Genomic DNA, 25950 nt, shown 5'->3' with positions numbered 1-25950 from the left:
CCTTACCGTGGAGTGGTGAAGCACCAGACGCCGGTCCGCATCTCCATCGTCAACGACTACGACGTGGTGGTTCAGGGCCTGGCGCGCATGTTCGAGCCGTTCAAGGATCGGATCCAGGTGGTGGAGGTCTCCACCAATCAACCCGGCCGGGAACGGGTGGACATCGCGCTCATCGACTCGTTCGCACAGACGCGCGACATCAACGAGGTCCTGGCCGCCGCGAACGCGGAGCGGTACGTCTTCTACAGCTGGAGCCTGAAACCCGAGCTCATCGAGACCTGGTCACGGTTCGGGGTGATCGACTTCCTCGACAAGAGACTGACGGCCGAGGAGCTGGCCGACGCGCTCGAGCGGATCGCTCGTGGCGAGAGCGGCGTCGTCAGCTCCGACTATCCGACGTCGCCCGACGCGGACCTCGGAGAGTGGCCCGGCCGCGAGTACGGGTTGAGTGCCCGTGAGTCCGAGGTGATCGCGCTGATCACCCAGGGCTTCGGCAACGAGGAGATCGCCGCACGCACCTTCACCAGCATCAACACCGTGAAGACGAACATCCGGACGGCCTATCGAAAGATCGGCGTGGACAGTCGGACTCGGGCGGTCCTCTGGGGTGTCGATCACGGGTTTCGACCTGACGCCATCAAGGCCGCAACGCCTGACGCAGCGAGCGAGTGATCCATCCCGCCCGCCTCCGGCCGTGATTCACCCTTAAGGGTGAGGCGTGGGCCCGGCGCGAAAGCCTAGGTTGGCACCGGGTGATGCGCAGAGGGGCCGCAACTGCGGCTCCAGGTCTCGCCTGATGGAACGCCACGGTCCAGCCTCGGGAGGCTCGACGTCGGCTTCGGACGTCGATCGGATGGAGACACGCCACATGGCGGCTGACACGATGCGCTCCCCCGCGCCCTCGGCGCGGGCGGCGGCACTCACGTCATTGGCGGCCCTGGCCGCAGAGAGCATCCCCGGTGTCGACTTCGCCAGCATCACCGTCCACATCGACGGTGGCTTTCGGACCGTCGCGGCAACCGATGCGTTGGCGAACGAGTGCGACCAGCTCCAGTACGACGTCGGTGAGGGTCCTTGCGTCGCCGCGGTCACCTACGAACGCCTGGTCCTGGTCAACGACCTGGTCCATGCGGAGCCCTTCAGCCATTACGGCCCGCTCGCAGCCAGACGCGGCGTCGGTTCCCAGGCCGCCGTCCAGCTCACCCACACCGATCAGGTCGCCGGGCTGAACCTCTACTCCCGCCGACGTGGCGCCTTCGACGAGTTGACCACGCACCTCGTCGAGCTCTTCGCCAGCTACGGCGCCGTCCTGCTCCGTTCCGCGCACCAGGTGGAGCACCTGAGCCGGGCCGTCGACTCTCGGCAGGACATCGGCGCCGCGGTCGGCATCCTCATGGAGCGCTACGGACTCGATTGGGACCGAGCGTTCGCCTTTCTCGTGCGCAACTCGCAGCATCGCAACGTCAAGCTCCGAGTGCTGGCCCAACAGGTCCTCGACGGCTCGTTCCGGACCGTGAGCCAAGACGATCCTCACACCCGTTCCGGCGGCGGGATCAGGCTCGCCTCCCAGGACTTGGCGGCCGGCTAGAACTCACCCCGGACATCCGAGTGGTCCCGGAGATCGGCATACTGGCACCTGTCGGTCTCGTCAGAGACCGGCGTCGCGGACGTGGTGTAGTTGCAGCATGCTTCCCTTCCAGGGAATGGGTCGAGGTTCAAATCCTCGCGTCCGCTCCACCGGCCGGCCTAGAGGACGGCGACGATCCTGTACCGGTCGCCCAGCTCGCGGCGCAGATCGCGCAGCAGTCCCTGGGTCACCTCCGGGTCCGGCCCCGGCAGGTGATTCACCCGGTGGTCCGGCTCGGCCTCGACCGCCCATGCGCGCAGCCGGTCGGCCAACGCGTCGGACAGCATCGGCCAGTCGTCCCGGTCGCTGCCACCGTCATCGGTCCACAGCGGCCAGTCGCACCCGTACTCCCCCATGAGCCTGACCTCGTTGACGCCAGGGCTGCGGCTCACGACGACATCCCAGTCCCCGCCGAGACGGCGACGCAGCGAGAGCTCGACGCGGTCGGCGGCCGTGAGGAAGGCGTGCCGACTCGACTCGTCGCGCCAGCCGCCGGCGACGTCCAACTCGAGGGGACGGACCGCCCCATACGCATCGGCCAGCAGGTCGAGCACGCCATCCAGCTCTGGTCCGACGACCTCGCAGCTGCGAGGCAGTCCCGCACGCTCGTTTCCGTCCTGCAGCTGCCGCCAGACGCTCACGACGAACGGAGGCGGGGTCACCCACTGGCCGCCCCGAGCCGACCAGTCCGGGACGAACCTGACGGACAGGCGATGACGCGCCATTCCCTCCTCCTCCCGTCGACGCGCTCATCATGCCCGGCGAAGCGTCGAGGGGTGGTCGGGTTGGACCGCGAGGGCAAAGATTGATCCGTGCTCGGACTCGAGATGGTCGTCCTGCTGGGAATCGCCCTCGTGGTGTGCGGCGCGCTGGCGCGCCGGTACCCGATCGCCCCGGCCATCCTGCTGGTGATCGCCGGCGTGCTCATCGGATTCGTGCCGCACCTACGGCATGCCCACCTGCCGCCCGAGGTCATCCTCCTGGTCTTCCTGCCCGCGATCCTCTACTGGGAGAGCCTGACCACCTCGTTGCGCGAGATCCGCAACAACCTGCGCGTCGTGGTGCTCACCAGCACGGCGCTCGTGGTGGCCACCGCCGGAGCGGTCGCCGTGACCGCACACGCGCTCGGCATGCCGTGGGGACCCGCCTGGGTGCTGGGTGCCGCACTCGCGCCGACCGACGCGACCGCGGTCGGGGTGCTGGCGCGCAACCTGCCGCGCCGGACCGTCACGACGCTGCGCGCCGAGAGCCTCGTGAACGACGGCACCGCGCTGGTTCTCTACGGACTCGCCGTGGGCGTCACCGTCGGCGAGGAGACCCTGACCGGGTGGCACGTCACGTGGCTGCTGGTGGTCTCCTACGGTGGCGGCGTCCTGGCGGGCGGACTTGTCGGTCTGCTCAGCTGGCAGATCCGGCGGCGGATGGACGACCCGATGCTCGAGGGCATCGCGATGCTCGTCACGCCGTTCGCCGCGTTCCTGGCGGCGGAGGTCATCGGGGCGTCGGGCGTGCTCGCCGTCGTGGCGTGCGGACTGTTCATCAGCCAGGTCGCGCCACGCATCACGACCGCCGCCACCCGGCACCTCGTGACCCCGTTCTGGACACTCTCGACGACGGTGCTGAGCAGCGCCCTGTTCGTCCTGATCGGGCTCGAGGCCCAGTCCGCTTTCCGTGGCCTGTCGAGCACCACCCTGCAACGCGCATGGCTGGACATCCTCCTGGTCACGGCCGTCGTGATCGGGGTTCGCTGGGCGTGGATCTACACCACTCCCTACCTGATCCGCGCCATCGACCGCCGCCCGTCCCAGCGCGAGCGTCGGGTCAGCGCGCGCCAGCGCACCGTCAGCGCGACGGCCGGTTTCCGCGGAGCGATCTCGCTCGCGGCGGTGCTCGCCGTACCCCGCACGCTCGACTCCGGTGCGCCGTTTCCCGACCGCGACCTGATCGTGGTGATCGCCTGCGGCGTCATCGTGCTGAGCCTGCTGCAGGCGCTGGTGCTCCCCGCCGTCGTCCGTTACGCCCGGTTGCCCAGCGACCAGTCCGTCATCGACGAGATCCAGCTCGCCGAGGTCTTCACCCTGGACGCGGCGATCGAGGCCCTCGACGACGCTGCTGCCGAGCTCGGCGTCGACGGGCACGTGACCGAGCGGGTCCGTAATGAGCTCGACAAGCAGCGACGACTCGTGGACGCCGAAGGAGCCGGCGACGACCCGCTCGTCCAGCACACCAGCGAGTACACGAGCCTGTCGCTCGCACTCCTCGCGCTGCGCCGCGACGCGCTCCTGCAACTGCGCGACGAGCGGCGGATCGACGACATCGTGCTGCGTCAGGTGCAGGCCCGACTGGACATCGAGGAGGTCCGCTTCTCCCGCGCCACTCCCCCGGAGTGAGGTGGCGAGTCGGGCGACTCAGAGCGGCGCGACCATCCGCATCGACTCCTCCCAGAGTCGCCGCCCGACCTCGCCGTCGTGGGCCTCGGGCGCCGACTTCGCGGGCTTCTTCTTCTCGTAGTACTGACCGCGTTCCCAGTCCGTGCCGGGCGTCGACGTGGCGAGCCAGACGAGCTGCTCCGCCCCGCGCTCGGGCGAGATCGTGAAGAGCTTGCTCACCATCGGTGTGTGGTAGACGAAGTTCAGCGGCGACTTCGTGCCGTGGGCGAAGTTGGAGCCGACCAGGCCGGGATGGAACGCCGCGGCCGAGATCCCCTGGTCGCGGTAGCGCCGGTCCAGCTCTCGGGTGAACAGGATGTTCTCCAGCTTCGTGTTCCCGTACGCCCGCTGGCCTCCGTCGTGCCGCGTGTTCTGCAGGTCGTCGATGTCGAAGTCACTGAACAGCTTCGCCGCGATCGACGCGGTCTGGATGACGGTGGCGCGGCTCTCGATCAGCTGTGGCAGTAGAAGTTGCGTCAGGAGGAACCCGGCGAGGTGGTTCACCTGGAAGGTCTTCTCGAACCCGTCCACGGTGATGGCCCGGTGGTCCGTCAACGCGCCGGCGTTGTTCGCCAGGACGTCGATGCGCGGGTACGCCTCGTTCAGCTCCGTCGCGAGACGACGGACCTGCGCGAGGTCGGCGTAGTCGGCCAGGTGGAACGGGACTCCCAGCTCCTCGGCCACCGTGCGGGTCTTCTGCGGGTCGCGCCCCACGATGACCACGTGGTGGCCGTGGTCGCTGAGCTCCTGAGCGGCTGCCGCGCCGATCCCGTCGCTGGCTCCCGTGATGACGATCGTCTTCTGCTCCATGTCGTCATGGGTACCCGGATACGGGAATCCCGCACGTCATGACCCGCTCCGGTTACAGTCCGGGGATGCCGGGTGCGCCAGCAGAAGTCCCCACGCTGCTGATCGGCGCGCCGCTGGGATGTGCCGTCTTCCGGGCGGCACTGCTCCTCCGCCCGTGTCCCGTCTGGCCACCGCCGCGACGTGGCCGCCATTGCGTTCGCGCCCGGGCGTAGCGTCAGCGCCATGATCGAGATCCGCACGGCTCGCCTCCTGCTTCGGCCGTGGCGCGCGTCCGACCTCGCGCCATGGGCCGCCATGAACGCCGACCCCGAGGTTCGAGAGCACCTGGGCGGTCCGCTGACGCGCGCCCAGAGCGACGACTCGGTCGCGAGTTTCACAGCCGACTTCGCCCAGCGCGGATACGGGTGGTGGGCGGTCGAGGAGCAGGTCACCGGTGACTTCATCGGATTCGCCGGGTTGGATCGGGTCGACGAACACCTGCCGTTCACCGGCGTCGAAGTGGGCTGGCGGCTCGCCCGCCCCGCCTGGGGCCACGGATATGCGACGGAGGCCGCGCTCGCCACACTCACGTTCGCCTTCGAGTCCCTCGCTCTGCCTGAGGTCCTGGCCATCACCACCGTCGACAATCTCCGGTCGCAAGCGGTGATGCGACGCATCGGCATGACGCGCGACCCAGCCGGCGACTTCGACGACCACAGCACGGCGGACGGCACACCCACGCGCAACGTCCTCCATCGGATCTCCGACCCGAGGACGTGAGTCCGCGGGTGCCTCTGTCCTATCCTCCACGTGTGCCCGACCAAGCCCTCGAACTCAGCTTCGAGCCCGCGTCCGACGCTGCGGTCGTGGCTCAGTGGGAGGCGCTGAAGGCAGCGGGAGTCCCGTCGCAGGCAGACCACCGGTCGATGACCAATGCGCCGCACCTGACCCTGGTGGCTGCCGTCGGCATCGGCGCCGACGTCCTGCCGGTGGCCCGCGAGGCGATCGCGCCACTGCTGCCCGCGCGCCTGGGCGTTCGAGGTCTGGTCCTGTTCGGTCAGGGCGCCCGCGTCACCATCGCGCACCTGATCGAGCCCGAGCCGGCACTGGCGGCCGCCACGGCACGCATCCGCGAACTGGTGCCTAGCGTGCGGCACCCTGTCTGGACTCCGCACGTCACCTTGGCGCGCCGCGTCCCCCGGCGCCTGTTGCCTGCTGCCCTCGACGTCCTGGATTCCACGGAGGCCCCGGCCGACCTGGTCTGCGATCGCCTCCACTGGTGGGACCCCGCGCAGAACCTGATCGAGACGATCGCGATCGGCTGACGCGCTCGGTCGAACGGCCGCGCGGACCACGCCGCCCTGAGCCCCAATGCGTGAGATTCTGAGAGTCCGAACTCACGTGGGGGAAACATGCGACTACTGCTCAACATCTTGTGGCTCGTCATCTCGGGCTTCTGGATGTTTCTCGGCTACATGGTCGCCGGGGCGCTCTGGTGCATCACGATCATCGGCATCCCGTTCGGCATCGCGTCGTTCAGGATCGGCCTGTTCGCCCTCTGGCCGTTCGGGCGCACGGTCGTCACCAAGCCCACCGCCGGAGTCGGCTCGGGCATCGGCAACGTCATCTGGTTCGTGCTCTCCGGGTTCTGGCTGGCCATCGGGCACGCCGTGACCGGCGCCCTGCTCTGCATCACCATCATCGGGATCCCGCTGGGGCTGGCGAACTTCAAGCTGATCCCCGTCTCGCTGTGGCCCCTGGGTCGGGACATCGTCCCGGTGGACGCCGCCCATCCGCCGTTGGTCGCCACCTGACGAGACGAGCGTCAGGTCCCCGGAGCCAGCACCATCCCGACCGAGTGCGGTGCGCTCTCGACGAAGCCGTGACGCTCGTACAGACGTCGTCCCGGCGGATCGGCCATCAGCGAGACGTAGGCGCCGGGAGGGGCGTCCCGGCGGATCACGTCCAGCAAATGCGAGAGGACACGATCACCGAGCCCTCGCCGCTGGTGGTCCGGCAGCACGGCCATGTCGACGAGGTGGAAGTACCAGCCACCGTCGCCGATGACGCGACCCATCGCCACCGTCTCGCCGCTCGTGTGGCGAACGTGGCAGGCGGCCCACCCGCCCGCGAGCGCCGGCCTCGCCTGCTCGGGCGACTTGGGCGTGAGCCCCGAGGCGCGCCGCAGGTGGAGGTAGTCCGCTTCGTCGGGGGCTGACTCGATCAACGTGTACTCGTCCGTCACTCCCCCACCTTTCCATCACAGCCGACCGCAGACTGCGTCGACCTGCGCATCCAACTCGAGGGTTTCGAGCACCACCAGCAGTTGTCGCTCTTGTAGCGGAGGTGCGACTGCATGACGGCGGCGAAACCCTCGAAGTGACTGTCGACGCAGGCGCTCGCTCAAACTGTGGATGGGCTTCCGTGATCGAGGGGAAGAGCGGGCGGTCCTCACCTTCGTGGTACCGCGTCAGCGCGGTGCGGAACCCGTGACAGAACAAGACATGTCACGGCTCGCGGCTTCGGCGGCATCACCGTCCGCCAATGCTTGGCGCGCGATGTGCAGGGCCTCCGGCAGACGTCCGTGGACGCCGCAACTCTCGACTCCAGTCGACCACCGTGGACTTCTCGCCCTCGGCATGTGAGGGCGAAGGGGTGAACGACATCATCGTCACGTCCCTCCGGACCCCACGCCTCCCATGCTTCACACGGTCTGCCACGACACGCGACGCACCGCTCAGGTTTCCATGCTCTGGTCCTCTGCAAGGACGCAACCCAGACGAACTCATTCGTCCGAACCACGGCTCTCGGACCGAGATCCACGCGAGGATGTCCCGGTGAACCACGTGACCTGGGGCCTCGACGTCTCGACCAACAAGAAGAAGACCGCGGCCGTCGCCATCGACTGGTCAGTTCCAGGTGAGGCTCGGGTTGTCGACGTGCGTCACCCACTCGAAGCCATCGCCATCGCACCACTGATCGCTGAGCACCGGGAAAGCACCTGGGCCGTCGACGTCCCATTCGGATGGCCGGATCTGTTCGTCGCTCTGATGGCGAAACGGCACGACCAGCCTCTGCCCGATGATGACTTGCCTCGCCCGGGTGACTGGAGCGTCTGGCGCACCAAGCAGGTCGCCCAACGACGCACCGACCGGTTCCTCACGGAACATCCTGCGATCAGAACTCGTCCGCTCCCCGCGTCGTTCCAGATGCTCGGGGCGACCGCTGCCATGTGGGTGCTGGTTGAGGCAGAACTGCTTCGTCTCGGTGTCGCTGTCGATCGGTCCGGGTCGGACGGAACGGTGTGCGAGACCTATCCCGCAGCAGCGCTCTCGGCTTGGGAGTTCGGCAAGTCGAAGCTTGCGTGGCCCGCCTTGCAGTCGAACTTTCCGTTCCTGACCGCAGACCAGGATTTGGTCCCAAGGTTCTTCAAGAGCGACGACGTGTGCGACGCCGTAGTGTGTGCGCTCGTCGCACGAGCACGCGATCTCGACCTGACCATCCCCCCGCCTGGCGAAGACGCCGCTGCAGCGCGGAGGGAGGGCTGGATTCACGTCACGTGCGAGCCCAGCGAACGCTTGGCCAACCACGAGCCGTGAGACGTTGCGGTCGTTAGTCGTTCGTCGTTTGCCTCAAATGTGTGGCCGCGGAGATCTACACTCCCTGCAGGGTGACGGACCGTCCGGGCACCGCCGCACCACCCGACTCGCCAGGAGACAAAATGCCCGAGAACGTCTCGGACGGCACCGATGAGCCTATCGATGGCCAGGAGTCCGGCCCCGGTAGACCGGGGCTTCCCAACGAAGAAGACGAATCGCGGGCGAACGAGACGGCACCGGAACTCGTCGAGGTGCTCCCTAACGTCGTTGCCGTTTTCGGTGAGCTCCCCGAGGAGCTGGAAAACTCCCTCGAACGACTGAACACGGGGCTGCTCTCAACGCGCGATCACACGCACATCGCCAGCGTCGTTGCGGCCGCAGGTACCGCCGCCACAGTGGGTGGAAACCTCGCTCAGGGCGCCGCAAGCATGCAGGGGCTTTACCGACTCTCGGAGGAGAGCCGAGCCCTGCTGAATGCAGGCGGGCGGCTCGCGGTCAAGGACGGCAAGAACCTCGGAACCATCCTGCTCCCGAAAGGTTCGACAAAAACGCTCGCCCAAGCACGATTTACTCCCGCGGCAGGTGTAAGCGTTGCCCAGACGGCCGTCGCGCTCGGTCCCGCCCTCGCGATGGTTGCGCTACAGACTCAACTGAACGAGGTCAGCGCACTAGTCCGGAGGAACATCGATCTGACGCAAAGCGTGATCGAGAGCAACCGCCGAGACGAACGAGCGCGGCTGATGAGTCTCATCGAGTCCGTCGACCAGGCGCTCGAAGCTGCTCAGATCGCAGGTTCAGTGCCTGCGTCACTGTGGGACACGATCGCGAGCAAGAAGACTGACATAGGTACGGAACGCAACAAGTACCGTTCAAGTATCGAGGACCATCTTCGGAAGATCACCGAACTGAACGTTCGCCAGCGGCGGGAGTTCCTGCAGTCGAATGCGCAAACGATCGCGTTCGACGCCTTCGCCCTCTTGGCAGCAGTGAAGGCGTGGACCGGATTCCAAGCGCTCGCGGGTGCCGTCGCGCGAGAGGCGGGCGCAACAGACCCCGCCGAAGCAAAGCACTTCGAGTCCATCGTCGAGAACACTCAGCGCGAGCTCACCTCCGACCTCGACGACATTGCGACCCTGTTGGGTTCGCTCACGCGAGAGTTACGGATCATCGTCGCGATGCCGGGACCCAGCTCGCTCAAGTTGTCTTCGAAGCGAAAAGACATCGACACCACTCGAAAGCTTGCGTCGAGCGTCCTCGAAGCCATTGCCCCACTGGGGGACACGTTTCTCGCGCCCTCGGCACCCCTCGCGAGACCTGAAGTCGTGTGTGCTCCTCCGGACGTGGCCCTTGACCCGTACTGGGAGCTCCTGCGTTGGTTACTGGAACCCGACGAGCAACTACGCGCCATCGGCTTGGGCGCTGAGAACCCTGCCCATGGCAGAGTCGGTGCTGTCGTGAGCGCGGCGAAGGAGAAGATCGGCTCGACTCTCGACAAGGACCCGAACCGCGTCATGGTCGCCGTCACCGACCGTCGAATCCTGACTGGTGACACGACTGGGTTATTCAAGGAAGCTGTCTTCCAAGACGACACCAAGCTCGACGAGGTTCGCTACGTGCGAGCCATCGTTAGTGAAGGTGAGTCCCAGGAAAGCAGGATCGATCTCATTACCCGAATGAAGAATCACGAGTGGTTCTTCTCGCCTCAGATCGGAACGCGCGACGTCGAGGCGCTCGCAGCGATCCTGGCGGAGTCAATGATGCTTCCCGAGTCCGAACGCCTCCAGTTCGCGGGTCGTGATGAGATCCCCGACCGATCGATTGCAGCTTCGGACGGGCTCGGCCGGTAGGCCCTACTGGCACGCCGGCCGAATCGTCGGCACCGGTGGCACGCGCGCCGCGACCAGGCACACCGGGAGTGACTCGGCCCCAGTAACTGGACCCGCCTGCTCCCGCACCTGGACCGGTTGCCCTCCGGTACTGAAGCGCGTCGTTCATTCCACATGCTGATGACGCTGGGATCGCTTTGGGCCATGGCCTCCGACTCCTGTCTTGCCTAGTGTTCACGCATGCCCATCAAGCTCGAGAACGTCGGCATCGCCGTCCGCGACATCGACGCGGCGATCGCCTTCTTCACCGATCTCGGCCTCACGGAGCTCGGTCGCGACACCGTCAGCGGCGAGTGGGCCGAGACCGCCGTCGGCCTCGACGGGAACCACGTGCGCATCGCGATGCTCCAGACCCCCGACGGCCACGGCCGCCTGGAGCTGTTCGAGTACATCCACCCCGACCCCATCGAGACGGAGCCGACCCGGCCGAACGAGATCGGCATGCACCGTGTGGCCTTCTCCGTAGACGACCTCGACGAGGCCCTCGAGATCGCCGCCTGGCACGGCTGCCACCCGCTGCGAGGGGTCGCGACGTATGAGGGCATCTACAGGCTCACCTACGTCCGCGGACCCAGCGGCATCATCGTGATGCTCGCCGAGGCACTCCAGAAGGCCGAGGCACTCCGGAAGGGCTGAGCACCGCCGGAGCCGTGCGGCTAGCCTGTGACGCGTGAGATCGAGCGGTGCTGCGGTCGGCGTCATCGTGGCGGCCGGCCTGGCGATCACCGGATGGCGCTTCATCGGGCCGGACCATCTCGCCTACGCGATCGTCGTACAGGGCGGATTCACCTTCCTGGGTCTGCTCACCGGGCCGCTGTTCGTCGACACCGCACGCCGCCGATACGCGGTCGCCAGCGCAGAACCGAGAATCTATGCACTGCTCGGGGCCGACGCGCTGCGTCGACTGCTGGGACGCATCGGCTGGAACTCGGTCATCGGCAGCCTGCGTGAGCAAGGTGAGGGTCACACCCGCCTGAGTCGCCTGCTCCGCGGCACAGAACTCTCCGAGACGGGTCACGCCATCGCCTGGGTGGCCACGCTTCCGCTGGCAGTCGCGACCGTCGGCGCAGGGCATGCCGTCGGAGCCGTCCAGGTCCTTTTGGCCGGCCTCTTCCTCCACGGGTATCCGATCATGATCCAGCGCATCGTCCGTCAACGCCTACGGCATCCTCAGAATCGGTGACCGCCCGCTGAGACGGTGTCGCGACCAATGAGGACGTCCACACACTCACCTAGGTCCGCGGGCCAACGGCGTCTTCGTGATGGTCGCCAAAGCGCTCCAAACGGGCAGACCCGGAGCCCAACACACGGACCGTGGTGATTTCTGCGCCAGAGTTGGAGATGGCCTACGGAATCGAACGGTGAAGATCCGCGATTCGCTGCAGCACTGAACGAACCTGCGACCAGTGGGCCACGACGTCCCGAGACGGGAGGGACGGGATCTTCGCGGTCAATGCCTTGTCCGTCAGCCCATTCAAGGATGCGTGGAGTGACTCCGCCTGATCGACGAGTCCACGCGCTCTCCACCGCTCCAACGGGATGTCGAGGCTGTCGTATGGGTCGAGGTAGACGTTCGCGACAGTCTCTCGCTCCGAGGTCTCGAGAACGGCGCCGCCAGGCGTCTCTCGGACCGTGAGTCCGGCTGCCGGCGCGAACCCCGTGATGAGCTCGATCAGTCGAATCGTCTCGGGCCTGGACGCATCAACAGCAGTCGCTCGATCCCGCATGCGCCGCTGCGGGTTCTTCGTACTTGCTGCGGCGGTCCGTCCGTAGACGGCCGGGACGATCACGCTGTCCTCGTGCCCTTGCGCCCGGAACCGCTTGACCTGGACAGCGAAGACCTCCGCCGGGTTCATCTGCTCGTTGAGGAACTCGACGATTCGCATGAGTTCATCGGGGATGACATCGGCGACGAACACCATCCTGATGCGCCCGGCGCGGAGGTTGTCACCGACTCGGGCAAAGAACCCCTCGGCACTTACGTCGCCGTCGTCGCACAGCGACGCGAGAGTTCCACGTGGACTGTTCCCGAGCGCCGATTGGGTCGCTTCGAATGCCAGTTGCAGGCTCTCAGCCGGCCAGTACCTGACCCCGTTCGCGGCGTAGTCCAACATCTGTCCGACGACCTCACGGCGGATGCGGGTGTCCGTCGATCGCTTGACCTCCACCAAGGTGGGAACCGCGTCCTGATCGACGAACAGATGGTCGACACTCCAGCGCGATCCCGAGTCATCACGATCCGGAACGCCCTGCTCACGCTTCACGAGTGCCCAGCGACGCGGGACTTCAGGGGTCATCTGTGCCCCTGCGAGCAGGTCAGGGTGCGTTTCGAGAAGTGCTTGCAGAACGTCCTCGGCCTCATAGGGCGTCACTTCGAGCGAGAGAAGCTCCCCTCCCGGACTGATCTGAAAGATGCCCTCGCCGTTCACGCTGCCCGCCCCGTGAGTCATATCCGCATACTGCCGCAGTGGAGGACCTGCCGAGGCGGGATTGCGGATCCCATGGATTGCGCCGTCGCGCGTCCCTCGAAGAACTGTCGGTGGCGCCCACTACGTTGGGTGCATGGAGTTCGAAACCACGGCTGGCGCGTTCGACGGTGTCCGTCGCGCCCGGGCGATGGCCGAGTTCGCAGAATGGCAGTTGATCACCCGGCACCATGACCGCCGAGTGGCCGAGATCGATCGCTCCGACGACATCGTCCTGAGCAAGGAGCTGGCCCGGCGCGAGGTCACGCTTGAGATCGCCCAGGCTCTGCGGGTCACCGAGCGCCATGTCTGGGCGATCGTCTTCGAGACCGAGACCCTGCGCGAGCGGACGCCCGCCGTGTGGGCGGCGTTCCGCGTCGGCGATGTGGATGCCTCCCGTGCCAGTGCGATCGCCGACACCGCCGAACGACTCACCGAACGCGAGAGTTGGGAAGCTCTCGAGCGGGCGGCCATCACCTATGCGTCAACCCACACCGTCGGCGAGCTGAAGGGCTGGCTGCGCCGCTTCCGCGCCCGGATCGAGCCCGAGCAGGCGGCCGCCGAGACGGCACGCGCCGTCGAAACCCGCCGCGTCTCGGTCACCCACAACGACGACGGCACCAGCTGGCTCAACGCACTGCTGCCCACGGGCGTGGCCATCGCCGCGGCCGAACGCCTGCGCAAGGCGGCCCGTGCCCTTCCCGGCATCGACCCCGAGACCGACACCCGCGACACCCGCACGCGCGACCAGAAGCAGGCCGACATCCTCGGGCACTGGCTCACGTCCTGCACCGGCACGTCCACCGACATCCGCGCCGAGATCGCGATCAGCATCGCGGCCACCGATCTGATCGGCCTCACCACCGGCCCGGGGATCACCCGCGACGGCGAGCCGCTGGGCCACGAATGGGTCCGCGAACTGGCGGCCAGCGAGCACACCGTGTTCCGTCGACTGGTGCTCGACCCGATGGGTGGGGTACTCGACACCACGGTCCTGGCGTACCGCCCCACCGAGTCACTGAGACAGGCCCTCCACTGGCGGGACGGCACCTGTCGGGTCGCCGGGTGCCGAGCACCGGTGTTCGAGACCGACCTCGACCACGCCCAGGACTACGACTCAGGCGGCGAGACCTCGGCACGGAATCTGCGATGCCTGTGCCGCAAGCACCACAACATGAAGTCGCACGGTCACCTCGCCGAGCGGCACCTCGACCCGCCGGCCAGCTGGACCGAGCGATATGTGACGAGTGCTCCCCCCTTGCTCAACTAGGGCGATCTCGACGAGCCCGAGCGGCTGTTCGCCTGACCTCCTCGGCCCGGCCGAGCAACAGGCCCCGCTCGCTCGCGTTCCGCGTGAGGGACGCGGCTTCCATGAACGCCGCCTCCGCCTCGACGTGCGCGCCCGCTCGCTCCAACAGGTCGGCGCGCACACTCGGCACGAGTGGCGCTCCGCTCAGCGCGTCGGCGTCCAGCGCGTCGAGCACCGCCAGCCCCGCGGCGGCCCCGAACGCGCGCCCGTGCGCGACGGCGCGGTTCACCTCGACGACCGGACCCGGTGCCGCCGCCGCCAGCACGTCGTACAGGGCAGCGATCCGCCGCCAGTGCGTGTCCTGCGCCCGCGCGGCACGCGCATGCTGGGCAGCGATCGATGCCTGCAGGAAGTAACGGCCCACCGGGACCCCCTCCGCCGCCAGCTGCTCGGCCCGCGCGAGGTCGGCCAAGCCCCGTCGGATCAAGCCCGTGTCCCACCGCGAGCGGTCCTGCTCCTCCAACAGCACCGGCGCGCCCGAGTCGTCGAGACGGGCGGGTATGCGCGAGGCCTGCAGCTGCACGAGGGATGACAGTCCCAGCACCTCCGGCTCGTGGGGAGCGAGGTCCGCCAGCATCCGGGCGAGACGGATCGCCTCGTGCGTCAGGTCCGGCCGCATCCAGTCGACGCCGCTCGTGGCTGTGTACCCCTCGTTGAAGATCAGGTAGACGACCGCCATGACGTCGTCGAGGCGTGCCTCGCGCTCGGCTCCGGTGGGCAGGTCGAACTCCGCCCGGACCGCCGAGAGCCTAGCCTTCGCCCGTGAGATCCGCTGGCCGATGGCGGGCTCCGACGCCAGGAAGCCGCGCGCGATCTCGCCCGTCGTGAGCCCGCCGACCAGACGCAGGGTCAGTGCCGCCCGGGACTCGGGCGTCAGAGCGGGATGGCAGGTCAGGAACATGAGGCGCAGCGCGTCGTCCTCGATGTGGTCGATCGGCGGCATGACCTCCTCCTCGCCATCACGGGCGAGCTCTCGGAGCTTGTGACGCAGCACGTCGGCGCGGCGGAACTGGTCGATGGCGCGCCGACGGGCGGTCGTCAGGAGCCACGCGCCCGGCTCGTCCGGCACGCCGGTCGCAGGCCAGTGCTCGAGAGCGGCCACGAGTGCGTCCTGAGCGAGGTCCTCTGCCAGCGCGATGTCACCGGTCAGGCGCGTGAGCGCTCCGACGAGGCGGGCCGACTCGGCCCGCCACGTCGTGATGATCGCCTCGTGCGGGCGCGACGCGGTACTCAGTCGCCCGGGTTGTCGGGACCGTTGGAGATCTGGCGCAGGGTCGAGATGACCGTGACCTCGGGCCAGTACTTCGCGTGCAGCTCGGCGAACTCCTGCTGCTCGGCCGCCGCCTCCTCGACGGTGTCGTACTGCAGGATCGCCCAGCCACCGACGACCTCCTTGGCCTCGGCGTAGGGGCCGTCGACGCGGGTGACCTGGCCCTCACGGACCACGTAGTTCACCGCGTCCTCCGTCCCGTAGAGCCCGCCCCCGTCGAGGAACACGCCCTTCTCCACCTGGTTGCCGATGTAGGCATCCATCGCCTCGAACAGCTCCTGCGGCGGCGTACCCACGCCCTCGGCCATCCGCACGAATCCCATGAAACGCGGCATCTCGATCACTCCTCCTGGTTGTCGGAAAGTCTCCTCGCACACAGGACGAACGGGAACCGGGTTCTTCGACATCGGTCAGAGAATTTTCTTCGGCAAGCAGTCGGACTAGCTCGGTGACGCGTCCACTCCGTGCAGGCGCAGGCCGTAGGTCAGCGCGTCCACGAGCGCCTCGAAGGAGGCCTCGATCATGTTCGGGCCCACGCCGACCGTGACCCACGAGCTCTTGCCGTCCGTGGTCTCGATCAGCACGCGCGTCACGGCGTCCGTGCCGTGCCCCTGGTCGAGGATCCGGACGCGGAAGTCGATCAGGTGGAACTGGGCGACATCCGGGTAGATCCTCTCGATCGCCTGGCGCAGCGCGTGGTCGAGGGCGTTGACCGGGCCGTTGCCCTCCCCCACCACGGCGGTCCGGCGACCACCCGCGACGACCTTGACGATCGCCTCGGCGCCACCGTCACCCGCCGAGCCGGCGATCACGCGCCAGGACTCGACGTCGAAGTAGGCCGGGCGCACGCCCGTGACCGCCTCGGTCAGCAGCAGCTCGAACGAGGCGTCGGCCGCCTCGAACGTGTAGCCGTCCTGCTCCATCTTCTTGACCTGGTCGGTGATCCGGGTCAGCAGCTCGTTGTCGCCCGACAGGTCGAAGCCGAGCTCACGGCCCTTGAGCTCGATCGTCGCGCGACCGGCCATCTCCGAGACGAGAAGCCGCATGTCATTGCCGACCAGCGCCGGATCCATGTGCTGGTACAGGTCCGGATCGACGCGGATCGCACTGGCGTGCAGCCCGGCCTTGTGCGCGAACGCCGACACGCCCGTGTACGGCTGGCGGGCCACCGGCGGGTAGTTCGTGATCTCGCTGATCGCGTGCGAGATGCGCGTGGCATCGGCCAGCACGCCGTCGGGCATGATGCTCATCCCGAGCTTGAACTCCAGGTTGGCGACACAGGTGACGAGGTCGGCGTTGCCGGTGCGTTCGCCGTAGCCGTTGACGCAACCCTGCACGTGGGTCGCGCCCGCCTGGACGGCGGCGATCGAGTTCGCCACGGCGCACCCGGTGTCGTTGTGGGCGTGGATGCCCAGGCGGGCGCCCGTCGAGGACAGGACGTCGGCGACGATCTCGTTCACCCAGTGCGGCAGCATCCCGCCGTTCGTGTCGCAGAGCACCGCGACCTCGGCGCCGGCCTCGGTCGCGACGCGCACGACCTCGAGGGCGTAGTCGCGGTTCTCGCGGTAGCCGTCGAAGAAGTGCTCGCAGTCCAGGAAGACCCGCTGGCCCTCCCCGCGCAGGTGCGTCACGGTGTCGCGGACCATTGCGAGGTTCTCGTCCAGCGTGGTGCGCAGGGCGCGGAGCACATGCTGGTCGTGGCTCTTGGCCACGACGGTCACGACCGAGGCGCCCGAGTCACGCAGCGCGGCGACCTGCGGATCGTCGGCGGCCACCGCGCCGGCGCGCCGGGTCGAGCCGAACGCGGCCAGGGTCGCGTGCTTCAGGTCGAGCTCCTTGGCCGCGAGGGCGAAGAACTCGGTGTCCTTGGGGTTCGAGCCGGGCCAGCCGCCCTCGATGTAACCCACACCCAGCGCGTCGAGGTGCTGGGAGATGGCCATCTTGTCTTGAATCGACAGGTTCAGGCCCTCCTGCTGGGCGCCGTCACGCAGCGTCGTGTCGTAGACGTGGAAGTCCGCCGGGTCGTGCTTGCCGAAGCTCGTGCTCATGGTCGTCCTGCTCTGTTCGTTCCACACACTGGCCGTTCACAAAAAAAGCCCCCCGGGTACGGGAGGCGGCGCGTCTGAGGTGATGCTTCAGACGCGCTTTCCAATGATGATCACCGACGTGTTCATGGCCACAGCGTACACGCACGCTGTGGCCACCCGACCAGACCTCAGACGCCGCCGGAGCGGTCCGCCGGCTTCGGCCCCAGATGGGCCAGCGTCTCGGGCCGTAGGATCCGCTCGAGCTCGTCCGCGGGCAGCAGGCCCTTCTCCAGCACGAGCTCGGCGACACCGCGCCCCGTGAGCAGCGCCTCCTTGGCCAGCTCGGTGGCGGTCTGGTAGCCCAGGTACGGGTTCAGTGCGGTCACGAGTCCGACGGAGTTGGCGACCTCGGCGGCGAGGTGCTCACGGTTGGCGGTGATCCCCCGGACGCAGTGCTCGGTCAGCGACTCGATCGCCATGCGCAGACGGTAGAGACCGGCGGACAGGGAGTAGCAGATCACCGGCTCGAAGGCGTTGAGCTGCAGCTGCCCGGCCTCGGCGGCCATCGAGACCGTGACGTCGTGGCCGATGATCTGGAAGGCCACCTGGTTGACGACCTCGGGGATGACCGGGTTGACCTTGCCCGGCATGATGCTGGACCCGGCCTGGCGGGCAGGCAGGTTGATCTCGCCGAGTCCGGCGCGCGGTCCGGACGACAGCAGGCGCAGGTCGTTGCAGATCTTCGAGAGCTTCACCGCGACGCGCTTGAGCACGCCGGACATCTGGACGAACGAGCCGCAGTCCTGCGTCGCCTCGATGAGGTCCACGGCTGTGCGCAGCGGCAGTCCGGTGATGCGCGACAGGTGCTCGCGGGCGCGCGGGACGTACCCCTGTGGCGCGTTGAGCTGGGTGCCGATCGCGGTGGCGCCGAGGTTGATCTCGTGCAGCAGCAGGACGGCCTCACGCAGGCGCGCACGGTCCTCACCGATCATCAGCGCGTACGTGCCGAACTCCTGGCCGAGCGTCATCGGCACGGCGTCCTGCAGCTGGGTGCGGCCCATCTTGAGGACCTCGTGGAACTCGACCGCCTTCTCGGCGAAAGCGTCCTCCAGCCGGCCCATCGAGTCGATCAGGTCGTACGTCGCGTTGATGACCGCGATCTTCACGGCCGTGGGGTAGACGTCGTTGGTCGACTGGCTCAGGTTCACCTGCTCGTTCGGATGCAGGCGGTCGTAGTCGCCGAAGGGATGCCCGAGGATCTCCAGCGCGCGGTTGGCGATGACCTCGTTGGCGTTCATGTTCGTCGACGTGCCGGCGCCACCCTGGATGACGTCGACGACGAACTGGTCGTGCAGCTCGCCGGCCCGGATCTCGCGGCAGGCCTGCACGATCGCCGCGTGGCGGTCGTCGTCCAGCAGGCCGAGGTCGTGGTTCGCCTCGGCTGCCGCCTCCTTCACCGCGGCCAGGGCCTGCGGCAGGTACGGGCTGATGGCAATGGGCACACCGGTGATCGGAAAGTTCTCCAGGGCGCGCAGGGTGTGCACTCCCCAGTAGACGTCCGCCGGTACGTCGCGCTCCCCCAGCAGGTCATGCTCGGTCCGAACGCTCTCGTGGTCGGTCATGCAGACATGTAACCACTCCGGCCACTCCCGTGCCGGTCAGCGCAGCTGTGCTCCGAGTGTCGCGGCGGCCGTCACGATCTGGTCGCGCGCGGCCTTGATGTCGGCCTCGGTGAGCGTCCGGTCGTCGGCACGCAGGCGCACCTTGAAGGCCAAGGACTTGCGGCCCTCGCCCACCTGGTCGCCGGTGTAGACGTCGAACAGTCGCACCGACTCCAGCAGGTCGCTGGCACCGGCGATGACCGACTCCAGCTCACCCGCGGGCAGCGCCTCGTCGACGATGAACGCGAAGTCCTCCTTCGCGACCGGGAAGGCCGAGAAGTCGGGCTTGGGGCCGACCAGCGGCGCCGCCTCGATCAAGGCGTCCAGGTCAAGCTCGCCGATGGCGACCCGGCCGGGCAGGCCGTAGGCCTCGGCGACCTTCGGGTGCAGCTCGCCGACGTGGCCGACGATCTGCTCCCCCACGCTCAGCTGCGCGCAGCGGCCGGGGTGGAACGGCGCCAGCTGCGCCGCCTCGACCGTCAGGTCGACATGCAGGTTCTGCGCGACGAGGCGCGCCAGAGCCAGAGCATCGGTCCAGGCGACGGGTCGGCCGGGGCCGGACCAGCCGGAGCGCTCGCGCTCGCCCACCAGGACGAAGCCGACGTGGCGCGGCTGCTCGGGCAGAGCGGCGTCGAGGGCAGCCAGCTCCTCGGCCGTCGGACGACGGTCGACGCCGTAGATCGGTGCGACGGCGTCGCCGGAGCGCGGGTGGAACACGCGGCCGATCTCGCTGATCTGGACGGAGTCGTGACCGCGACCGATGTTGAGCGAGGCCGCGCGCAGCAGCCCGATCAGCAGCGTCGGGGTCAGGCCCGGCTCCTCGGCCGACAGCGGGTTGGCCAGGCGGACGAGGTCGCGTCGCGGGTCGTCCTGCGGTAGCGCGAGCCGGTCGAGGTCGGCGTCGCCGACGAACGGCAGCGTCGTGACCTCGACGAGGCCGGCGCCGGCCAGTACGTGGCCGACGCGGCGGCGCAGCTCCTGCGAGCGGGTGAGTCCGCGGCCGCCGGTGGGCGTGGGCAGCACGGAGGGCACGTTCTCGTACCCGGCCGTGCGCAGCGCCTCCTCGACGAAGTCGTACGGATCGTTGAGGTCGAAGCGCCACGACGGAGGCGTCACGGTGAACCGGTCGCCGGTCACCTCGACGACACAGCCGTTGCGCTCGTACGTGTCACGCGCCTGCTCGGTCGTGATCGGCAGGCCGCTGATCCGGGCGGGCAGCTCGGTCGAGAACGTGACCGGTCGCCTTGACGGAGCAGTGCCGACGACGGTGGCGCCGGCGACGAGGGTGCCGCCGGCCAGCTCGACCAGCAGCTCGGCGACCCGGGCGGCGGCGCGCAGCGGCAGCTCGGGGTCGACACCACGCTCGAAGCGCTTGGCGGCCTCGGTGGGCAGCTTGTGCCGCTTCTGGGTGCGGAAGATCGTGACGGGGTCGAAGTGCGCGGCCTCGATGACGACGTCGGTGCTGGTCGCGTCGATCTCGACGCGGTCGCCGCCCATGACGCCGGCCAGGCCGATAGGGCCCGCGGCGTCGGTGATCAGCAGGTCGTCGGTGCTCAGCTTGCGGTCGACGTCGTCGAGCGTGCGCAGCGTCTCGCCCTCGTGCGCGCGGCGGACGACGATGTCGCCGCTCAGCTTGGCGCGGTCGTAGCAGTGGTTGGGCTGACCGAGCTCGAGCATGACGTAGTTGCTGACGTCGACGGTCAGCGAGATGGGACGCATGCCGGCGTCGGTGATCCGCTTGGCCAGCCACGCCGGGGTCTTCGCAGCCGGGTCGATGCCCTCGACGACGAGCGTCGTGAAGACAGGGCAGCCGGTCGGGTCCTCGACGCGCACCGGGTAGGCACCGGCATCGGTGGACGGCACGGGACGGTCGGCCGGGTCGGTGAACGGCACGTCGAACGCCAGGGCCGCGTCGCGGGCGACGCCGCGCAGGCTCAGCGCGTAGGCGCGGTCGGGGTTCACCTCGAGGTCGAGGGTCTGATCGGCCAGACCCAGCAGCGCGATCGCGTCGTCACCGGGCTCGGCCGAGCCGGGCTCGAGCACGACGATGCCGTGGGCGGTCGACTCGTCCTCGGCCAGACCCAGCTCGGTGGTCGAGCAGATCATGCCGTCGGACACGTGACCGTAGGTCTTGCGCGAGCCGATCTCGAAGCCGAGGGCCGGCAGGTACGTGCCCGGCAGCGACACGACGACGAGGTCGCCGACGCCGAAGTTGTGCGCGCCGCAGATGATGCCGCGCGAGGGCACGTCCTCACCGGGAGCATCGGGCACGGACGGCACGTTCTGGTCGCCGACGTCGACGCGGCACCAGTTGATCGTCTTGCCGTTCTTCTGCTCCTCGGGCGAGATCGCCAGCACGCGGCCGACCGTCAGCGGTCCGGACAGGCCGCCGCCGAGGATCTCCTCGAGCTTGAGGTCGTACATGGTCAGGCGATCGGCCAACTGCTCCGTCGTGACGGCGTCGGGAAGTTCGACGAGTGACCGCAGCCACTCCACGGGGACACGCATGTCAGAGACCAACTCCGAAGGGCTCGGTGAAGCGAACGTCGCCGTCCCACAGGTCACGCAGGTCGGCGATGTCGTAACGACTGGTGATGGTGCGGTCCAGGCCCATGCCGAACGCGAAGCCCGAGTACTCCTCGGGATCGACGCCGCAGGCGATCAGGACGCGCGGGTTGACGACTCCGCAGCCGCCCCACTCGACCCAGCCCTCCCCGCCGCACGTGCGGCACGAGGCGACCTCGGCCGGATCGTTGTGGCAGACGTAGCAGAGCAGGTCCACCTCGGCGCTGGGCTCGGTGAACGGGAAGTACGACGGGCGGAACCGGGTGGTGATCTCGGTGCCGTAGATGGCGCGCGCGAAGTGGTCGAGCGTGCCCTTGAGGTGGGCCATCGACAGGCCCTTGTCGATCGCCAGGCCCTCGACCTGGTGGAAGACGGGCATGTGGGTCGCGTCGGCCTCGTCGGTGCGGTAGACCCGCCCGGGGCAGACGACGTAGATCGGCGGCTCGTTGGTGAGCATCGTGCGGGCCTGGACCGGCGACGTGTGCGTGCGCAGGACCATCGCGGCGGACTCCGGCGAGAGCCAGAAGGTGTCCTGCATCGTGCGGGCCGGATGATCCGGGCCCAGGTTGAGCGCGTCGAAGTTCAGCCACTCGGCCTCGACCTCGGGGCCCTCGGCGACCTCCCAGCCCATCGCGACGAAGATGTCGGCGACGTGCTCCTGGATCGTGGTGATCGGGTGACGGGCGCCCACGGGCTCGACGTCGGTCGGCAGCGTGACGTCGACCGTCTCGGCGGCCAGGCGACGCTCGAACTCGACGGCCTCGACCTCGGCGGTGCGGGCGGCCAGCGCCTGGTTGACGGCGCCACGGGCCTGGCCGACGCGCTTGCCGGCCTCCTTGCGGGCGGCAGGCGGCAGCGCACCGATCTCGCGGTTGGCCAACGCCAGCGGCGAGCGGTCGCCGGTGTGGTCGATGCGCACCTGCTTGATGGCGTCGAGGGAGTCGGCCGCGGCGATGGCCGCGAGGGCCTCGTCACGCATGCGTTCGACCTCGTCGGCGCGCAGAGGCGTCACCTCGACCGGGTCGTAGTCGGAATTGGGCGCAGACACGCCCTCGAGTCTATCGGCGGGTCAGGAGGTCAGGGAGTCCGGCTCGTTGACCGGGAACCACACGCAGATCGAGGCTCCCCCGCCGTCGGCGTCCTCGATCGAGATCGAGCCGCCGTGCTGGTCCACGACACCGCGCACGATGAACATGCCCAGGCCGCTTCCGGCCCCCGGGCCGGAGCGCCAGAACCGGCTGAAGATGCGCACGCGCGACTCCTCCGGGATGCCCGGGCCGTTGTCGACGATGCGGACGGCCACGCCCGGCTGCGAGCCACGGTCCTCGAGCGACAGCACCAGCTCGCGCAGGCCCTCGCCGTGGCGGATCGCGTTCTCGACGAGGTTGGTCAGCACCTGGGTCACCCGGTCGGAGTCGCCCCAGACCACCGGGATCTCACCGGTGACCCGCGGCTCCGGCGGCTCGTCGGTGGTGGAGAAGACCGACTTCAGCACCCGATCGGCCACCTCCTCGAGACGCACCGGCTCGGTGCGCAGCGAGAGCCGGCCCGCGTCGATCCGGGCGGCGTCGAGCAGCTCGGTGATGAGGCGGCTCAACCGGTCGGCGTCCGCGTCGATCGTCTGCAGCATGAAGAGGCGCTGCTCCTCGGTGAACGCGTCCCAGCGACTCAGCAGGGTCGCGGTGAACCCCTTGATGCCGGTCAGCGGCGACCGCAGCTCGTGGGCGACCGTGGCGACCATGTCGGACTTCTCGCGGTCGCGCTGCAGGCGGACGCGGGCGTTGCGCACCGAGACGACGACCTTGATGACCTTGCCGGCCGGCCGGTCGCGCACGAGGGCGGCGGTGATCAGGTACTCACTGCCGCGCGGGGAGTACCAGGACGCCTCGCTGATGCGGGTGCGGATCGCGAGACCGTCGTACGGGTGCACCGAGTCGAACCAGCTGTTGCCCGCCAGATCGTCGAAGGGGACGGCGTCGTTCAGATGCATCCCGAGCATCTCGTCGCCCTTGGCGCGGGCCCAGTACTTGATCCATTCGTTGACGAACGTCACGCGCCCATCGGCGTCGGCGACGATGATGCCGTCGGGGTATTCGTCTGAGGGCACGAGCCAGAGCCTAACCCTGCTCGCGCGCCGAGGAGTAGAGGCAGACCGCTGCGGCGGTGGCCAGGTTCAGGCTCTCGGCCCGGCCCAGGATCGGCACGTGGACGACCCGGTCGGCCAGCGCGGACCACGCGTCGGGCAGTCCGTGGGCCTCGTTGCCCATCATCCAGGCGGTGGGCGCCGCCAGGTCGAGGTCGGGGTCGAACAGGCCCGTCTCCCCCGCGCCGTCGGCCGCGAGCACCTGGACGCCGCGCGACTGCAGCTCGGCGATGACGGCGTCCACGTCGTCCTCGACCGCGATGGGCAGATGGAACAGCGAGCCGGCCGTGGCGCGAACGACCTTGGGATTGAGCGGGTCGACACTCTCGCCGGCGACGATGACGCCGGCGGCCCCGGCCGCGTCGGCGCAGCGGATGACCGCGCCGAGGTTGCCCGGGTCGCGGATCTCGGCGCAGACCAGCACGAGACGCGCGTCCTCGGGGATGTCCTCGATCGTGGTCAGCACCGAGTGACAGCGGGCCACGAGGCCCTGGGGCGTGACGGAGTCGGCGATCTCGGCGACGACGTCGTCGGTGACGACGTGCCACGTCTCGGCCTGATCCGCGAGCTCGGGGTACCGCTCGGTGGCGTCGACGGTCGCGAAGACCTCGATCACCACGCCCGGCTCAGCGAGAGCCTCTCGAACCGCCTGGGGTCCCTCGGCGAGGAACTCGCCGGTCTTGACCCGGAACGCACGCGTGGCGAGCCGCCGCGCGACCTTGACCCGTCCGGAACGGACGGTGAGATCGCCGGGGCTCGCCACGAGTGAGAGTTTGAGCCGGAGCTCAGACGGCCTGGTCGGCCTTGGGGGCGTTGACGTCCTCGGGCAGGTTCGCCTTGGCGACCTCGACGAGAGCGTTGAACGCGGCGATGTCGTTGACGGCCAGATCCGCGAGGATCTTGCGGTCGACCTCGACCTCGGCGGCCTTGAGGCCCTGGATGAAGCGGTTGTACGTCATGCCCTGGGCGCGAGCCGCGGCATTGATTCGCTGGATCCAGAGACGACGGAAGTCGCCCTTGCGAGCCTTGCGGTCGTTGTACGAGTAGACCAGCGAGTGGGTGACCTGCTCCTTGGCCTTGCGGTACAACCGCGAGCGCTGGCCCCGGTAGCCGGACGCCCGCTCGAGGACTTCGCGGCGCTTCTTCTGCGCGTTCACTGAACGCTTGACGCGTGCCACAGTGTTACTCCTTCAAATCTTTGGGGGGTGGGGCGCTCAGAGACCGAGCAGCTTCTTGACCGCCTTGGTGTCGGCCTTCGACACCTGGGTCGTGCCGGCGAGACGGCGCTTCCGGGTCGAGGACTTGACCTCAAGGAGGTGGCGGCGGTTGGTCTGCTCGCGGCGGAGCTTGCCCTTGCCGGTGATCTTGATGCGCTTCTTCATGCCCGAGTGGGGCTTGAACTTCGGCACGGTTATGCCTCCATGTCTGGGTCGAGGTTCTCGGAGCGGCGACGAGGCTTCTTCGCCGTCGCTGTCTTCTTGTGTTCTTCGCGATGCGCCTTCTCGGCCTCGGCCTCGGCCTCGCGCTCAGCCTCACGCGCGGCGGTGGTCACGGCCTTGGCGGCCTTGACCTCGGCCTGCGCCTCGGACTTCTTCTTGTGCGGAGCGAGCACCATCGTCATGTTGCGGCCGTCCTGGCGCGCATTGGACTCGATGAAGCCCAGATCCTCGACGTCGGCGGCCAGCTTCTGCAGCAGCCGGTACCCGAGCTCGGGACGGTGCTGCTCGCGGCCACGGAACATGATCGTGATCTTGACCTTGTCGCCTGCCTGGAGGAACCGCACGACGTGGCCCTTCTTCGTGGCGTAGTCGTGCTGGTCGATCTTCGGGCGGAGCTTCATCTCCTTGATGACCGTGTTCGTCTGGTTGCGACGGGACTCACGAGCCTTCTGCGCCGACTCGTACTTGAACTTTCCGAAGTCCATGAGACGGCACACCGGGGGACGCTCGTGGGGCGCGATCTCGACCAGGTCGAGATCGGCTTCTGCAGCCAGGCGCATGGCATCTTCGATACGAACGATGCCGACCTGTTCACCGCTGGGTCCGACGAGCCGGACCTCGGGTACGCGAATGCGCTCGTTGACGCGCAGATCTGTGCTGATGGATCCTCCTGAGATCGGTGGTGGAGGACACAAAAAAGGTGACCTCCGTCGAAGCGAAAGTCACCACACGCACCCTACG

General features: G+C 68.4%; 26 protein-coding genes and 1 tRNA gene. 12 read left to right on the top strand and 15 right to left on the bottom strand.

Annotation, left to right across the window (positions count from 1 at the left end; all coding sequences use genetic code 11):
* Window positions 1-15: 15 nt before the first annotated feature.
* The 3 genes from NP095_RS07550 (at window position 16) to NP095_RS07540 (ending at window position 1737) form a co-directional block, all read left to right on the top strand.
* Complete coding sequence (locus NP095_RS07550) at window positions 16-672, top strand: response regulator transcription factor (protein ID WP_232416521.1); 657 nt, start codon at window positions 16-18, stop codon at window positions 670-672.
* 196 nt (window positions 673-868) lie between these two features.
* The gene (locus NP095_RS07545) at window positions 869-1588 is read left to right on the top strand and encodes a GAF and ANTAR domain-containing protein (RefSeq protein WP_232416522.1); all 720 of its coding nucleotides are present in this window, start codon (window positions 869-871) and stop codon (window positions 1586-1588) included.
* A 75-nt stretch (window positions 1589-1663) separates the two neighbouring features.
* Window positions 1664-1737 (top strand) — tRNA-Gly (locus NP095_RS07540).
* Between the two features lie 9 nt (window positions 1738-1746).
* On the opposite strand, the gene NP095_RS07535 is transcribed toward NP095_RS07540, so the two are convergent.
* Complete coding sequence (locus NP095_RS07535; protein ID WP_232416523.1) at window positions 1747-2352, bottom strand: hypothetical protein; 606 nt, start codon at window positions 2350-2352, stop codon at window positions 1747-1749.
* An 87-nt stretch (window positions 2353-2439) separates the two neighbouring features.
* Between NP095_RS07535 and NP095_RS07530 the strand changes: the two genes are divergently transcribed.
* Window positions 2440-4017 (top strand): Na+/H+ antiporter, encoded by a 1578-nt coding sequence (locus tag NP095_RS07530; protein WP_232416524.1) that lies wholly within the window; start codon window positions 2440-2442, stop codon window positions 4015-4017.
* An 18-nt stretch (window positions 4018-4035) separates the two neighbouring features.
* Here NP095_RS07530 and NP095_RS07525 read toward each other — a convergent pair whose 3' ends face one another.
* Window positions 4036-4866: an SDR family NAD(P)-dependent oxidoreductase gene (locus NP095_RS07525; RefSeq protein ID WP_232416525.1), complete on the bottom strand. Its 831-nt coding sequence runs from the start codon at window positions 4864-4866 to the stop codon at window positions 4036-4038.
* A gap of 222 nt (window positions 4867-5088) precedes the next feature.
* Between NP095_RS07525 and NP095_RS07520 the strand changes: the two genes are divergently transcribed.
* The 3 genes from NP095_RS07520 to NP095_RS07510 all read left to right on the top strand — a co-directional run bounded on the left by NP095_RS07520 (window position 5089) and on the right by NP095_RS07510 (window position 6659).
* Entirely contained in the window at window positions 5089-5625 is a 537-nt protein-coding gene (locus tag NP095_RS07520; protein WP_232416526.1) for a GNAT family N-acetyltransferase, read from the top strand.
* Between the two features lie 32 nt (window positions 5626-5657).
* Window positions 5658-6170 (top strand): 2'-5' RNA ligase family protein, encoded by a 513-nt coding sequence (locus tag NP095_RS07515; RefSeq protein WP_232416527.1) that lies wholly within the window; start codon window positions 5658-5660, stop codon window positions 6168-6170.
* Between the two features lie 87 nt (window positions 6171-6257).
* Complete coding sequence (locus NP095_RS07510; RefSeq protein ID WP_232416528.1) at window positions 6258-6659, top strand: YccF domain-containing protein; 402 nt, start codon at window positions 6258-6260, stop codon at window positions 6657-6659.
* 11 nt (window positions 6660-6670) lie between these two features.
* Here NP095_RS07510 and NP095_RS07505 read toward each other — a convergent pair whose 3' ends face one another.
* Window positions 6671-7072 carry a GNAT family N-acetyltransferase gene (locus NP095_RS07505; RefSeq protein ID WP_255668690.1) on the bottom strand — a complete coding sequence of 134 codons (402 nt, stop codon included), beginning with the start codon at window positions 7070-7072 and terminating at the stop codon, window positions 6671-6673.
* Between the two features lie 610 nt (window positions 7073-7682).
* Here NP095_RS07505 and NP095_RS07500 point away from each other — a divergent pair.
* The 4 genes from NP095_RS07500 to NP095_RS07485 all read left to right on the top strand — a co-directional run bounded on the left by NP095_RS07500 (window position 7683) and on the right by NP095_RS07485 (window position 11513).
* Entirely contained in the window at window positions 7683-8444 is a 762-nt protein-coding gene (locus tag NP095_RS07500; protein WP_232416530.1) for a DUF429 domain-containing protein, read from the top strand.
* A 122-nt stretch (window positions 8445-8566) separates the two neighbouring features.
* A complete protein-coding gene (locus tag NP095_RS07495; protein WP_232416531.1) occupies window positions 8567-10291 on the top strand; it encodes a hypothetical protein in 1725 nt (574 codons plus the stop codon).
* A 219-nt stretch (window positions 10292-10510) separates the two neighbouring features.
* Window positions 10511-10966, top strand: a complete 456-nt coding sequence (locus NP095_RS07490; RefSeq protein WP_232416532.1) for a VOC family protein — start codon at window positions 10511-10513, stop codon at window positions 10964-10966.
* Window positions 10967-11000: 34 nt separating this feature from the next.
* Window positions 11001-11513 carry a glycosyl-4,4'-diaponeurosporenoate acyltransferase CrtO family protein gene (locus NP095_RS07485; protein ID WP_232416533.1) on the top strand — a complete coding sequence of 171 codons (513 nt, stop codon included), beginning with the start codon at window positions 11001-11003 and terminating at the stop codon, window positions 11511-11513.
* A gap of 163 nt (window positions 11514-11676) precedes the next feature.
* On the opposite strand, the gene NP095_RS07480 is transcribed toward NP095_RS07485, so the two are convergent.
* Complete coding sequence (locus NP095_RS07480) at window positions 11677-12780, bottom strand: hypothetical protein (RefSeq protein ID WP_232416534.1); 1104 nt, start codon at window positions 12778-12780, stop codon at window positions 11677-11679.
* Between the two features lie 112 nt (window positions 12781-12892).
* On the opposite strand from NP095_RS07480, the gene NP095_RS07475 reads away from it, so the two are divergent.
* On the top strand, window positions 12893-14065 hold the full coding sequence (locus NP095_RS07475) for an HNH endonuclease signature motif containing protein (RefSeq protein ID WP_232416535.1): 1173 nt from the start codon (window positions 12893-12895) through the stop codon (window positions 14063-14065).
* On the opposite strand, the gene NP095_RS07470 is transcribed toward NP095_RS07475, so the two are convergent.
* The 11 genes from NP095_RS07470 to infC form a co-directional block, all read right to left on the bottom strand.
* Complete coding sequence (locus tag NP095_RS07470) at window positions 14058-15338, bottom strand: RNA polymerase sigma factor (RefSeq protein ID WP_232416608.1); 1281 nt, start codon at window positions 15336-15338, stop codon at window positions 14058-14060. The two genes, NP095_RS07475 and NP095_RS07470, sit on opposite strands and share 8 nt — an antisense overlap.
* Window positions 15335-15709 carry a YciI family protein gene (locus NP095_RS07465; protein ID WP_232416536.1) on the bottom strand — a complete coding sequence of 125 codons (375 nt, stop codon included), beginning with the start codon at window positions 15707-15709 and terminating at the stop codon, window positions 15335-15337. Before NP095_RS07465 ends, NP095_RS07470 begins: the two co-directional genes overlap by 4 nt.
* Before the next feature lie 105 nt (window positions 15710-15814).
* Window positions 15815-17422 carry a citramalate synthase gene (gene cimA / locus NP095_RS07460; protein ID WP_232416537.1) on the bottom strand — a complete coding sequence of 536 codons (1608 nt, stop codon included), beginning with the start codon at window positions 17420-17422 and terminating at the stop codon, window positions 15815-15817.
* 167 nt (window positions 17423-17589) lie between these two features.
* Window positions 17590-19023, bottom strand: coding sequence for an aspartate ammonia-lyase (locus NP095_RS07455; protein ID WP_232416538.1), 1434 nt, complete (start codon window positions 19021-19023; stop codon window positions 17590-17592).
* Window positions 19024-19059: 36 nt separating this feature from the next.
* Window positions 19060-21570, bottom strand: coding sequence for a phenylalanine--tRNA ligase subunit beta (gene pheT / locus NP095_RS07450; protein WP_232416539.1), 2511 nt, complete (start codon window positions 21568-21570; stop codon window positions 19060-19062).
* Window position 21571: 1 nt separating this feature from the next.
* On the bottom strand, window positions 21572-22675 hold the full coding sequence (gene pheS, locus NP095_RS07445; protein WP_232416540.1) for a phenylalanine--tRNA ligase subunit alpha: 1104 nt from the start codon (window positions 22673-22675) through the stop codon (window positions 21572-21574).
* Between the two features lie 21 nt (window positions 22676-22696).
* Entirely contained in the window at window positions 22697-23734 is a 1038-nt protein-coding gene (locus NP095_RS07440) for a sensor histidine kinase (RefSeq protein ID WP_232416541.1), read from the bottom strand.
* A gap of 10 nt (window positions 23735-23744) precedes the next feature.
* Window positions 23745-24533 carry a TrmH family RNA methyltransferase gene (locus tag NP095_RS07435; protein WP_232416542.1) on the bottom strand — a complete coding sequence of 263 codons (789 nt, stop codon included), beginning with the start codon at window positions 24531-24533 and terminating at the stop codon, window positions 23745-23747.
* Between the two features lie 22 nt (window positions 24534-24555).
* Window positions 24556-24948, bottom strand: a complete 393-nt coding sequence (gene rplT / locus NP095_RS07430) for a 50S ribosomal protein L20 (protein ID WP_146825451.1) — start codon at window positions 24946-24948, stop codon at window positions 24556-24558.
* Between the two features lie 36 nt (window positions 24949-24984).
* Window positions 24985-25179, bottom strand: coding sequence for a 50S ribosomal protein L35 (rpmI, locus tag NP095_RS07425; RefSeq protein ID WP_256766134.1), 195 nt, complete (start codon window positions 25177-25179; stop codon window positions 24985-24987).
* Window positions 25180-25181: 2 nt separating this feature from the next.
* Window positions 25182-25904, bottom strand: a complete 723-nt coding sequence (gene infC / locus NP095_RS07420; protein ID WP_232416544.1) for a translation initiation factor IF-3 — start codon at window positions 25902-25904, stop codon at window positions 25182-25184.
* Window positions 25905-25950 lie beyond the last annotated feature (46 nt).

The sequence above is a fragment of the Aeromicrobium duanguangcaii genome (genome assembly GCF_024508295.1).
In the GTDB taxonomy this organism is placed as follows: Bacteria; Actinomycetota; Actinomycetes; order Propionibacteriales; family Nocardioidaceae; genus Aeromicrobium; species Aeromicrobium duanguangcaii.
Note: the sequence above shows the minus strand (reverse complement) of the source record. Positions and strands in the feature narration are given on the sequence as shown.

Excerpts from the sequence above, each read along its gene's own strand:
- NP095_RS07480 (WP_232416534.1), bottom strand. The coding sequence starts at position 12,780 with ATGACTCACGGGGCGGGCAGCGTGAACGGCGAGGGCATCTTTCAGATC.
- NP095_RS07490 (WP_232416532.1), top strand. The coding sequence starts at position 10,511 with ATGCCCATCAAGCTCGAGAACGTCGGCATCGCCGTCCGCGACATCGAC.
- NP095_RS07455 (WP_232416538.1), bottom strand. The coding sequence starts at position 19,023 with ATGACCGACCACGAGAGCGTTCGGACCGAGCATGACCTGCTGGGGGAG.
- NP095_RS07495 (WP_232416531.1), top strand. The coding sequence starts at position 8,567 with ATGCCCGAGAACGTCTCGGACGGCACCGATGAGCCTATCGATGGCCAG.
- NP095_RS07520 (WP_232416526.1), top strand. The coding sequence starts at position 5,089 with ATGATCGAGATCCGCACGGCTCGCCTCCTGCTTCGGCCGTGGCGCGCG.
- NP095_RS07510 (WP_232416528.1), top strand. The coding sequence starts at position 6,258 with ATGCGACTACTGCTCAACATCTTGTGGCTCGTCATCTCGGGCTTCTGG.
- NP095_RS07465 (WP_232416536.1), bottom strand. The coding sequence starts at position 15,709 with ATGCCGCGTTTCATGGGATTCGTGCGGATGGCCGAGGGCGTGGGTACG.
- pheT (WP_232416539.1), bottom strand. The coding sequence starts at position 21,570 with ATGCGTGTCCCCGTGGAGTGGCTGCGGTCACTCGTCGAACTTCCCGAC.
- NP095_RS07545 (WP_232416522.1), top strand. The coding sequence starts at position 869 with ATGGCGGCTGACACGATGCGCTCCCCCGCGCCCTCGGCGCGGGCGGCG.
- NP095_RS07475 (WP_232416535.1), top strand. The coding sequence starts at position 12,893 with ATGGAGTTCGAAACCACGGCTGGCGCGTTCGACGGTGTCCGTCGCGCC.
- NP095_RS07525 (WP_232416525.1), bottom strand. The coding sequence starts at position 4,866 with ATGGAGCAGAAGACGATCGTCATCACGGGAGCCAGCGACGGGATCGGC.
- NP095_RS07535 (WP_232416523.1), bottom strand. The coding sequence starts at position 2,352 with ATGGCGCGTCATCGCCTGTCCGTCAGGTTCGTCCCGGACTGGTCGGCT.
- cimA (WP_232416537.1), bottom strand. The coding sequence starts at position 17,422 with ATGAGCACGAGCTTCGGCAAGCACGACCCGGCGGACTTCCACGTCTAC.